We start from the raw sequence: 10,347 nt of genomic DNA, 5'->3' as shown, positions 1-10,347 counted from the left end.
AGCACATCACGCACACCACAAGCCCACCAACAAAAACTTTCTGCCTGTGGATAACTTGCGGCACTCCGAGAAAGCCCTGTGGATAACCCCGGTTCTTGTGGACGGCTTCGCGATTTCCGACCTACTATTCGCCGCCGCGTTCGAGCGACGGTGGGGCCCGGGGCGCTACACCGCTCGTACGACGGTGATGATCGAGCGGGAGTTGCCGGGGTCGAAGGGGGTCTCGTCCCAGGCGCCGAAGCGGTGTTCGACGGTGAAGCCGTTCGCGGTGAGGTGGCGGTCCAGGGCTTCGGGGCTGATAAAGCGCAGGCCGCAGGAGGCCACGAGCGGCTGTTCCCAGTACCCGGCCTCGAACCTCGCTTTGAGCGCCACGACACCGTGCGCGTCAGGTTCGCCGGCTTCCTGGTAGATGCGCATGGGTTCCCCGAGCGGGTCCACGATCTCGAAGGGATCCTCGGGGTTCCAGGTGCGCCATTCGTGCATGGCCGGGTTGCGGGTGTCGAAGACGAAGCGCCCGCCGGCGACCAGGGCACGGTGGATCGCGGCGAGTGAGGCGCGGGTCGTCTCGTCGTCGAGCAGGCATTGGAAGGCATTGCCGCTCATGATCGCCAGGTCGAATTCGCCCTTCCATGAGGCTTCGGCGGCCGGGGCGAGCAGCCATTCGGCGGCGTCGGACTCGCGGGCCTGATCGAGCATGGCCGGGTCGGGGTCGAGACCGCACAAACGCCCGGCGTGGCCTTCGGAGCGGGCGCGGCTCAGGATCGTGCCGGTGCCGCACCCGACATCGAGGACGTTCTCGGCGCCCATGACGAAGTCGAGGTAGAAGGTATCGCTGACGCCCCAGGAGTTGAGGTGGTCGTAGAGCAGCGCATCCAGGGTCTCCCCGTCGACGGAACGGGGGTCGTACGCGAGTGCCATCGCGCCAGTATGGGCACTCCTTCGGTGCGCTGCAACCGCATTAGCGCAGAGCACCGCCGGGCCGATTTCGCGTAACCAGGCCCGGCGGTGCTTGTGTCTTGTCGTTGTCCCTGGGTCAGCCTGCGGCGTTGATCAGGGCGGAGAAGTCCTTGGGGGACAGGTCGAACACGGGGGAGTCCGAGTCGAGCTTCGAGTCCCGGAGGTGGAAGCCGTCATCATCGGAGCAGAGCGCGACTTCGACGCAGTCGGTGTTGTTGTCGGCGCCGCTGAGGTTGCTCTTGCGCCATGCCCGGCGGATTTCAACACAATTGGTGTCGTTGGTGGCACCACTGCGAGTGCTCTTACGCCAACCGGTCACGCCTGTCGTCATCGTGGTAGTCCTCGATCCGGGTCGCCATCTTCCACAGCATCTTGCGGATCTCATCGTAACGCGCGATTCGGGTGGGATCGTCGATGCACCAGCTAGAGTCGGCGATCTCGGTGTAGACGAACGGGGGACATGCGGCTTGGTTTTTCCCGCTCAAGTAGATGTCGAAGTTGGCAAGCCGGCCTGACACCGGCGCACGCAGAATTCGAATTGAGACTCCCGGCTTCTTCGCCCAGCGCCTGAGGTGGGCCATCTGCTTTCTGTAGATCTCCTTGGAGACCTGTCGGAGCATGAGGAGCGCGGCCTCGCCGATGAGGAAGTGGATTGTCGGGCGGTCTCCGCGTGCTGCCAGGGCTGCCGCCCGTTCCAGCTTGAACTCCCACCCGTCTTCGAGGTTCTTGTTGGTGGCCTTTGGGTCGATCGCGCGGACCACGTCGTCGTGGTACTCGCCGATCTGGAGCGGTCCCGGGATGATCAAGGCGTCGAACTTGAAGATGTCGCAGCTGTATTCCTCTGCGAGAGCGAGGAACAGCGCATTGAAGCGCATGTCGGCCTCGATCGCCTTCTCGGGATTCTTGCGAGCCTCGGCGACCTGCCTCATGTAGCCCGCGATCTCATCGCTGATGCCGCATGCCTTGGCGTACACCGCGAGTGCGTTGAGCGGGATATCGGTCCTTCCGAGTTCCCATGCTCTGATGGTGTCCTCGGATCGGTAGACGTACTCACCGACCTCTCGCTGCGACCTGCCCGATGCGACTCGGTGCTTTCTTGCCATGGTCTTGAGGAACCACCAACCCGAGTCCTCGACGATTGCCATACCTGCCCCCAGATTCGTGGATTGGCCTGAGCTGGACTATCCACTATCGCATAGGAGTGCGACTTTCGGAAATCCCGGAATGTCTATGGCCGAGTTGCGAACCCTGAGTATTACGGGTACTGATTCTCCAGGTCGTGTCCTCGCCGCCTGGGTCGCGGTGGCCGAGTCTCTCCTTGTGACCTGCGGAAACATCGCCTACATTCATGGTGTCGGGAGTTGAGCCATACAGCTTCCGATGTGGTGAGGAAAGCCCAGGGGTCGCGTCTCTCGAAAAACACGCGCGACCTCTGGGTGCACAAACTGTCGGATATTAGATAGTCCGAAATGGAGTTACTGCAATGGTCGACGCCAATCACGCCGGAAGGCTCGATCCCGGACCACTGGAGCGAGGTTCCTTTCGCGATGAATTCAGGATCTACCGGGTGCGCGCTTCGAGTGCGGACAAGCCGGATTCGTTCCAGGTTTACACGGGTGAACGCGAGGACATCGTGCTGATCGTCTCCGGCCTGAACTCCGGTGAACTCAAGGCGACTTGGGGGCCGCTCTGGCGGAGCTTCAAGCCGCACTGGAAGACCTGGTTCGAAGAGTCGGCGTTCCGGGCCTTCCACGGCGCCGGTCCGGCGACCGGTATCGCGCCGACTCGAACGCGGTGAGGTGCTGTGATGGTTGAGACCGCAGCGCCCGGAGAAGAGGGTCCGTACAACCTCCGCTCGGACGGTGAACCCGGCATCGATGGCTACCTGGGCGACTTCCGCAGGGGCCCAGCCGTGTTCACGCTGTACGAGATAGTCCCGCCATCGAGTGAGTACCCGAGGGGACCGGTCGAGTACCTGCTCGATGTGGACGACGGTGCGGGACCGCGCCTGTGCTGTCGCTTCACCGATGATCCCGAGGACCCGATCGTCTGGCGCGGCGCGTGGAACGGCGACCAGTGGTGCGACTGGATCATGGAACAAACCAGAGGGCTGATCGCCGACCCTGATTGCAGCGGGCACTAAGAACCTCTAACACATTGGGGTGCAATTACGCCGGTGAGGCTGGGGGGCTGTTACTGGTTCTCTTGGTGGATGAGCAAACCGTGGATCGTTGATGATGGCCGGAGGACAGCCTCCCGCGCCCGGACTCCTGATTGGAGGAGTTCACACCGCGGGAGACCGTCCACGACTACTGGCTCCGTGGAATCGGATTTCTAGGCGTCGCGTTGCTTGAACTGGGTCCAGGCGACGCCGATGATCAGGGCGGCGAAGACGGCGAACACGCCGCCCGAGGCCCAGCGGCCGAAGAAGTCGTAGTCCGGGGCCGCGGGACCGAACTCCGCCGCGCTGGTCAGCATCAGCTCCGACCCGGCAGTGAACGGCAGGAGCCGCACCACCGGCGCCAGCCCGTCGAGGGCCGGGACCATGGTGAGCCCGACGATCAGGGTCTCGACGATCAGCGGCATCAGGAAGATGACCACCAGTGCCGAAGGGACGCCGCGGAACAGCAGCCCCAGGCCGAGCCCGACCAGTGCGTAGATCACGTTGTAGGTCACGTATCCCAGCAGCGCCGAGCGCACCGGGTCGTCGAACAGTCCTGGCAGCTCGCCCCAGAACGCGAGCATCAGGGTCGCGTTGAGCGCGATCGACACCAGCGTGACCGCGGCCGTCAGCCCCGCGACAGTGAGGATCTTCGCCAGGATCAGGCGCGAGCGCTGCGGCAGTGCGGTCAGGGTCGGCTGGATCGTGCCGTGTCGGTATTCGTGGCCGGTGGCGAAGATACCGACCACGGCCATGAACACCGCCAGGAACGGGATCACGAAGGAGGCCCCGCCGTTAAGGCCGACGTTCAGAGAATCGGCGTTGAGCCGCTCGTCGGCGGTTCCGAAGCCGAGTGTCAGCGGGATCGCGGCTGAGGCCACCAGGCCGGAGCCGACCATCCAGTAGGTCGAGCGGAGCGTGCGCAGCCGGGTCCATTCGAATCTGAGCGCGTCAAGCATGCTGGGCACCTCCGGTGGTCGTGGCGGTCGGGACGGGTTCGCGGGCGACGAACTGCTCCGCGGCGCCGGTGGCGGACATGAACGCCTCTTCGAGCGAGGCCGAGCGGGTGGAGAGCTCCGTGAGCTCGATGCCCTCGGTGAAGGCCAGGTGGCCGACCGCGCCGATCGCCATGTCCGAGACGACGAGTTCGCCGTCGTCGCCCTTGGCGACGGTCGCGCCCTCGGCTTCGAGCGCGGAGAGGAAGGCATCGGCGGCGGGGCTGCGGACGATGACCGTGGACTGGGTGAACTCGCGGACGAAGTCGTCGACGTCGCCGTTGAAGATCATCTGACCGCGGCCGATGACGACGAGTTCGTCGGCCATGAGCTGCATCTCCGAGAGCAGGTGGCTGGAGACGAACACGGTGCGGCCCTCGGCGGCCAGCTGCTGCAGCAGGTCGCGCATCCAGTGGATGCCGTGCGGGTCCAAGCCGTTGGTGGGCTCGTCGAGCAGCAGCGTGTGCGGGTCGCCCAGCAGCGCCTGCGCGAGGCCGAGCCGCTGCGCCATGCCCAGCGAGTAGCCCTTGGGCTGCTTGCGCCTGACAGCGCCGAGGCCGACCGTCTCCAGGACCTCGTCGATCCTGGTGTCGGTGATGCCGTTGGCGGAGGCGAGCATCTTCAGGTGGTTGCGGGCCGAGCGGGTGGGGTGGAAGGGCTTGGCCTCCAGCAGGGTGCCGACGTGGTTCATCGGCCGGCGGATGTCGGTGAACCGCTCGCCGTCGAAGGTGGTCTCGCCCTCGCCGTGGTCGAGGCCGAGCATCAGCCTCATAGTGGTGGACTTTCCGGAGCCGTTGGGCCCCAGGAAGCCGGTGACGACGCCGGGGCGGACGTCGAACGACAGATCGTCCACCGCCACGGTCTTCTTGTAGCGCTTATGGAGGCCTTTCGCGGCGATCATGGTGCTCCAATCGGGAGTCTCGAACGTGATTCGGCTTCGAGTGTTTGGTCGAATGTTGTTGCGGCCCAACGTGATCAGCTGCCCAGTTTCGGGTCGGCTTAGCAGGGGACCGATGGTAGGTCCAGCGGTACCGACGGCGACGGAGGGCGAGGCAACGACGCCTGCTGACATGTCGGCGGTGGCGCCGGCCGCGGTGGTCAAGAGGCTCCGCCGGGAGGTGCCTGCGGCGAGAGGAGGCGCAGCCGATGCTGTCGTCATCGCTATGCCCTTCCATCGACTGTGAGACCGGCGATCGATCCGAAACCATCAATAGGTAGCCTAATCATAGGTTATCTAATGGTTGTCGATGGTCTCGGAATCCAAGTGATGTCAGTCACCGAGGCCGACCGGCTTACTATCGGCGGACCGCGCCGAATCGCCCGTCCCACTGTGAAAGCAGAACCACATGTCCTCTTCACCGTCCGAATCCGAGCCGCTCATCCGGCTGCTGTGGCGCGCACACCACTGGTTCCGAGCAGCCCTGACCGCTGCGTTCGAGACCCAGGAAGGCGGGGTGGCCATCAGCGAGGCACACGTGACCCTGCTGAGCCAGCTCCCGTCAGAAGGGGCGAGCATCGCCGAGTTGGCTCGGCGCTTGGGTGTCAGTGCCCCGACTGCGCACCAGTGGGTCCATGAACTTGTCGCCCTGGGCGTGGCCACAGTGGAGAGCGATCCGCGGTCAGCTCGGTCGAAGCTCGTGCGCCTCACTGCGGCTGGTGCTCGGCGCCGCTCCGAGGCGATGCAGATACTCTCCGGGCTTGAAACCGCGCTTGCCGGACGCATCGGTACGGATACCGCCATCGCGCTTCGGGCCGCGCTGGAGGAACCGTGGGGATCTCCGGAATCGGCGGCGGCGGAACTCCCCGACCGTTCTACCCGGTGACGCTGCCAGCTCGCGGACGCAGTGGTCAGTCGTTCCTTACCACCTAGAGCCCAGCCGACGCTCCTCGCGAAGCGAAGCGTCTCCAGCAGATCAGTGCCGAAGCGAGGCTGGTCAGGGCTTCATGCAGGTCGAGGCGGCGCTCCCAACGGGTGGCGAGACGCTTGAACTGATGCAGATGGGCGATCGTCCGCTCCACCACCCAGCGCAGGCTGCCGAGCCCGATGATGTCCCGGCGTTTCCGCTGCGAGATCACCGCCAGGATGCCGCGCCCCTTGAGATGGGTGCGGAACGCGGCCGAGTCGTAGCCTTTGTCCGCCAGGACCGCATCGGGTCTCGAGCGAGGACGGCCGATCCGCCCGGCGACCGGCGGAATTGTAGCGATGAGTGTCTGGGCCATGGCGATGTCGGGCACGTTGCCGCCGGTGGTGATGACCCGAAGCGGCAGGCCCGCGCCGTCGCAGACGATGTGGTGCTTCGAGCCGGGCTTGCCGCGGTCGACCGGCGAGGGGCCGACCCCCGAGCCCCCTTTCTTGGCCTTCACGTGGCTGGCGTCGATGCAAACTCGGGACCAGTCCACTTCACCGGCGGCATGCAGGTTCGCCAAGAGCAGCCGGTGGAGCGCTTCGAAGACTCCGGCCCGGCACCACTGATCCAACCGCCGCCAGCAGGTCATGCCCGAACCGAACCCGAGCTCTTACGGCAAATGCTCCCACCCGATCCCCGCATACAGCACGAACAGGACGCCCTGGAGACACAGCCGGTCAGGAATCGGCTTCGGCCCACGCCGCCCAGGCGGCCAACCGGGAAGCAGCGGCTCGATCAGCGCCCACAGCCCGTCATCAACGATCCACGGTTTGCTCACCTGCCAAGAGAATCAAGAACAGCCGGCCGGCCTCACCGGCGTGATTCCACGCCAATGTGTTAGGAGTTCTAAGGGCCGCAGGAGGACTCGTTGTCTTAGCAGCACCGCATCGCCGAGTAGCCCGGGTCAATCTTCCGGTTGCGCATCGGTCCTGACCAGTCGGCCCCAGTCCGGGTCCTCCGGAAGGGGTTCGACTTTCCAACCCTCCCCGACATCGGTTTCGAGCAAGAACACATCGTCCTCTAGCAAGGGCTCGAGCCCGATACTTACACCGCCTGCCTCGAACGCATCCATGATGTCGGTGGGTGGTTTGCCAGAAGGAGGATGGTCCGGGGTCCAATACCGCAGCAAGCGCACGGACATGCGGTGGGCACTTGCTCCGGACAGGAAGGAGGCTTTGAAATCTGCGACGCGTTCAAATTGGGCCCAGTCGAAAGAAGTGAACCCGCAGAACCTCGTTCCTGTGAACTCGGCATAGTCGATAAACATGGCCGCGCCGAATCGCACTTGCTTGAGAAACGTCGTGTCGGCGAAGTACGCGCGTTCGTTGAAGATTGCGGAGTTGAACCAGGCTTCGCCTTCGAATGTCGCGCCGTTGAAGCTAGGGGACCTGGTGAAGGTGGTTTGCACGAAACGCGTCTTGCCCGCAAACGTCGCCCCGGCGAAGAGTGCGCGCTCGAGCCGACAGTTGCTGAAGTTGATGCGGTCGAGGTATGCCCCACTGAGGTGGATGCGGCGGTGCTTCCAGTACTGCCCCTTGCCGAACTTCGGGTTGAGGTGGCGTTGCAGGATCTCTTGGGCCAGCATGCGAACCGTTCCTTCCATCTCGGCTGCACGGTCCTCGGCCGGGGGCGGGCCCACCGGCTCGAATCCGCGCGATTCCCGCCCGTTCCCTTTGTCTCGTTTGGGAGGGGCATAGGGCAGGCGCAGGTAGGCGCAGATCTCGTCCAGCACGATCTGCCTTAGTTCCTCGTGCTGTTCGCCGAGTCGCTCCAGGTTGTGGAGTCCGCCGATCCGCACCGTCGGTTTGTCGGAACCCAACTGCTCGACCGCCTTGATGCGGAGCTCGGTGATGCGCTGCTGGGTCGCGTCGTACTCGTTGTGCTGCTGCCGCCGGAATCCCAGCACCAGGGCCGCCAGGCCGCCGACGCCCGCGCCGACCGCGAGCATGTTCCGCAGCGACTCCACGCGCAGGCGGGTCAGCTCCAGCTCGGTCTCGATCGAGTTGTCGGCATTGACCGCATCGACCTGCGCCGCTTGGAGGTCGTAGAACCACCACCCGCCCAGCACGATCGAGACGAGCACCAGTGGCAACGCCCATCCGCTGATCGGCCGGGGCCCACGCGGCGGATCGTCGCGCACCAGGGGCGATGAGGATCCGGTCTGGCTGAACCGTCGTCGGACCGCACTCGCCACACGCGCCAACGAATCACGGACGGAACGGAGGAGGGGCATGGCCCGAGCATAGGGGAATCGGCCCCGCCCCGCATGGCACGGCGACCGGGCAGAATCCTTAAGGGGCAACAGCAGACCGGGCCGGAACCGGCTCTGCGGGCACCGAGTCCGCGGGGACCGGATCGGCCGGGACCGGTCGCCGCCGCCCGGGTTTCCCGCGACCAGTTTTCCTGAGTGCCAGCGTCACACCGACCGCCGTCACCGCCAGTCCGAGCCAGGTGGCGGCGCCGATGCTGGTGCCGAACATCGCCCACGCCCACAGCATCGTCACCGGCGGCGTGAAGTACAGCAGGGTGGCCGCCGCCGTGGCACCGTTGCGGCGCACCACGATCCAGTAGGTGCCGTACCCGCCGATCCCCGCCAGGATCGTCACCCAGGCGACCGCACCCCAGAACTGGGGCGTCGGCACCGGCGCGAACTGCCCGGCCGATGCCGAGATCGCCGCGAACGCCGTTGCGGTGGTGGTGAACTGGACCGCCAGCGCGTCGAGCGGTCCCAGGCTCCGCGGCCGCAGCCGCCGCTCCAGGATGGTGGCCGAGACCAGACTCAGCATGGCCGCCAAGGGAAGCACGTAGGCCCACGGCGAGGCGGTGCCGCCCGTGTAGTCGTCCGAGACGACCAGCGCGACCCCGGCGAACCCGATGGCGAGCCCGCCGATCTGGGCGGCCCGCATGGTCTGGCCGAGCGCGAGGAATGCGGCGGCGGCGGTGACCAGGGGTTGGAGGCTCGCAATGAGCGCGGTGGTGCCTGGCGAGACGCCGAGCTCGCTGGCCATGACGACCCCGTAGAGGTAGCCGACCTGGGCGAGGAGTCCGATGACGACGTGGACGGCGACGTCGCGGGCCTTGAAGTGCTTGCGGCGCCACAGGATCCATGCGATGGCGGGTGCCGCGAGGAGCAGGAAGCGCCAGTTGAGGACGGTCAGTGCCGGGGCCTGGCGGGTGGCGAGCTCGGCGCCGATGAAGCCCGAGCTCCACAGGACGACGAAGGCGCCGGCGAACAGCCGGTCGGTTGGCCGCATGGTGACCGCCTCTCCAAAAGTAAACAGGTCGGTCTACTACCGTAGCTATACAGGGCGGTATACTTCCAGTGGAATTTTCGGAGGGAGCCGTCATGACGACCGACACGGAGCAGCCGCGCCTGACCCGCGCCGCCCGCCGCGTCCTGGACACCGCCAGCGAGCTGTTCTACCACCAGGGCATCAACTCGGTCGGCGTCGACCGCATCGCCGCCGAGGCCGGGGTCACCAAGAAGACCATCTACGACCGCTTCGGCTCGAAGGACAACCTCGTCATGGCCTACCTGCGCGCCCGCGACGTGCGCTGGCGGGTCGTGGTCGAACGCCACATCGACGCCGCACCCGACCCGCGCGGCGCCGTCCTGGCCGTCTTCGACTCCCTGACCGAATGGCGCGCCACCGAGGGCGACCGCGGCTGCGCCATGATCAATGCCCGAGCCGAAATCTCCGGACCGGACCACCCGGCACATGCGCTGGCGGCGGACCAGAAGCGCTGGCTCATGGGCCGTTTCGCCGAACTGATCGAGTCGGCGGGCCTGCTCGAGGTTGGGTCCGAGACCGAAGTCAAAGCCGAAGTCAAAGCCGAAATCCAGGACACGGCGCTTGAATTGCTCCTGCTCCACGAAGGCGCGGTCGTCATGAGCGATGTCGGCCAATTCGGGAACGCGGTCGCCATCGCAAGGAAGGCAGCGGGCCGCCTACTCAGCCCGTGAGCCCGTAGACAGAGCGCGACCAGTAGGCGGCAGCGACAGGACCGTCGCTGCCGCGCTGCCTAAATGTCCCAATGCCGTTCGGTTGGTGCGGCGGTTCGTGCCGGCCAGCGTTTCCGTTGCGGTTCAGGCGGTCAGCGATGGAGCGGTGGCAATGCGGTTGCCGGTGCGTCGCCGGGGTCGGCCGGTCGTCGGTTGGGGTTCGGGCCTTCAACGATGGAGTGGTGTAGGGACCGCCCTGGGTGCGTTGCCGAGGTCGGGCCGGAAGGCGTTGCGGCGGGGCCAGGCTCGGCGGAGCGGCGGCCCGGCCGGGGCCGGTGGCCTCGGCTGCCGGGCCGTCCGTGCGGGGCTGTCGGCGGGGGCAGT

The 10,347-nt window shown here is 66.0% G+C and carries 11 protein-coding genes and 1 pseudogene; 4 read left to right on the top strand and 8 right to left on the bottom strand.

From position 1 onward, the window contains the following. Positions 1-165 precede the first annotated feature (165 nt). The 3 genes from FAB82_RS12825 to FAB82_RS12815 form a co-directional block, all read right to left on the bottom strand. On the bottom strand, positions 166-918 hold the full coding sequence (locus FAB82_RS12825) for a class I SAM-dependent methyltransferase (RefSeq protein WP_136534937.1): 753 nt from the start codon (positions 916-918) through the stop codon (positions 166-168). 115 nt (positions 919-1,033) lie between these two features. Then, complete coding sequence (locus tag FAB82_RS12820; protein ID WP_136534936.1) at positions 1,034-1,288, bottom strand: DUF397 domain-containing protein; 255 nt, start codon at positions 1,286-1,288, stop codon at positions 1,034-1,036. Further along, positions 1,260-2,102, bottom strand: coding sequence for a Scr1 family TA system antitoxin-like transcriptional regulator (locus FAB82_RS12815; protein WP_136534935.1), 843 nt, complete (start codon positions 2,100-2,102; stop codon positions 1,260-1,262). Before FAB82_RS12815 ends, FAB82_RS12820 begins: the two co-directional genes overlap by 29 nt. Positions 2,103-2,440: 338 nt before the next feature. Between FAB82_RS12815 and FAB82_RS12810 the strand changes: the two genes are divergently transcribed. Both FAB82_RS12810 and FAB82_RS12805 read left to right on the top strand, forming a co-directional pair. Then, complete coding sequence (locus FAB82_RS12810) at positions 2,441-2,755, top strand: hypothetical protein (RefSeq protein ID WP_136534934.1); 315 nt, start codon at positions 2,441-2,443, stop codon at positions 2,753-2,755. A gap of 9 nt (positions 2,756-2,764) precedes the next feature. After that, the gene (locus tag FAB82_RS12805; protein WP_136534933.1) at positions 2,765-3,100 is read left to right on the top strand and encodes a hypothetical protein; all 336 of its coding nucleotides are present in this window, start codon (positions 2,765-2,767) and stop codon (positions 3,098-3,100) included. A gap of 191 nt (positions 3,101-3,291) precedes the next feature. Here FAB82_RS12805 and FAB82_RS12800 read toward each other — a convergent pair whose 3' ends face one another. Both FAB82_RS12800 and FAB82_RS12795 read right to left on the bottom strand, forming a co-directional pair. Continuing rightward, positions 3,292-4,077, bottom strand: a complete 786-nt coding sequence (locus FAB82_RS12800; protein WP_136534932.1) for an ABC transporter permease — start codon at positions 4,075-4,077, stop codon at positions 3,292-3,294. Then, a complete protein-coding gene (locus tag FAB82_RS12795) occupies positions 4,070-5,014 on the bottom strand; it encodes an ATP-binding cassette domain-containing protein (RefSeq protein WP_136534931.1) in 945 nt (314 codons plus the stop codon). Before FAB82_RS12795 ends, FAB82_RS12800 begins: the two co-directional genes overlap by 8 nt. A gap of 445 nt (positions 5,015-5,459) precedes the next feature. Between FAB82_RS12795 and FAB82_RS12790 the strand changes: the two genes are divergently transcribed. Beyond that, positions 5,460-5,936, top strand: a complete 477-nt coding sequence (locus tag FAB82_RS12790) for a MarR family winged helix-turn-helix transcriptional regulator (RefSeq protein WP_136534930.1) — start codon at positions 5,460-5,462, stop codon at positions 5,934-5,936. 43 nt (positions 5,937-5,979) lie between these two features. On the opposite strand, the pseudogene FAB82_RS12785 reads toward FAB82_RS12790, so the two are convergent. The 3 genes and pseudogenes from FAB82_RS12785 to FAB82_RS12775 form a co-directional block, all read right to left on the bottom strand. Beyond that, positions 5,980-6,798 (bottom strand): annotated as a pseudogene (locus tag FAB82_RS12785) (IS5 family transposase). A 126-nt stretch (positions 6,799-6,924) separates the two neighbouring features. Beyond that, positions 6,925-8,160 (bottom strand): pentapeptide repeat-containing protein, encoded by a 1,236-nt coding sequence (locus FAB82_RS12780; protein WP_136534929.1) that lies wholly within the window; start codon positions 8,158-8,160, stop codon positions 6,925-6,927. 151 nt (positions 8,161-8,311) lie between these two features. Next, positions 8,312-9,274 (bottom strand): DMT family transporter, encoded by a 963-nt coding sequence (locus FAB82_RS12775; RefSeq protein WP_136534928.1) that lies wholly within the window; start codon positions 9,272-9,274, stop codon positions 8,312-8,314. 92 nt (positions 9,275-9,366) lie between these two features. Here FAB82_RS12775 and FAB82_RS12770 point away from each other — a divergent pair, with 92 nt between their 5' ends. Further along, entirely contained in the window at positions 9,367-9,984 is a 618-nt protein-coding gene (locus tag FAB82_RS12770; protein ID WP_136534927.1) for a TetR/AcrR family transcriptional regulator, read from the top strand. Positions 9,985-10,347: the final 363 nt, after the last annotated feature.

It is taken from the genome of Glycomyces buryatensis (assembly GCF_004912275.1).
Lineage (GTDB): Bacteria > Actinomycetota > Actinomycetes > Mycobacteriales > Micromonosporaceae > Glycomyces > Glycomyces buryatensis.
Note: the sequence above shows the minus strand (reverse complement) of the source record. Positions and strands in the feature narration are given on the sequence as shown.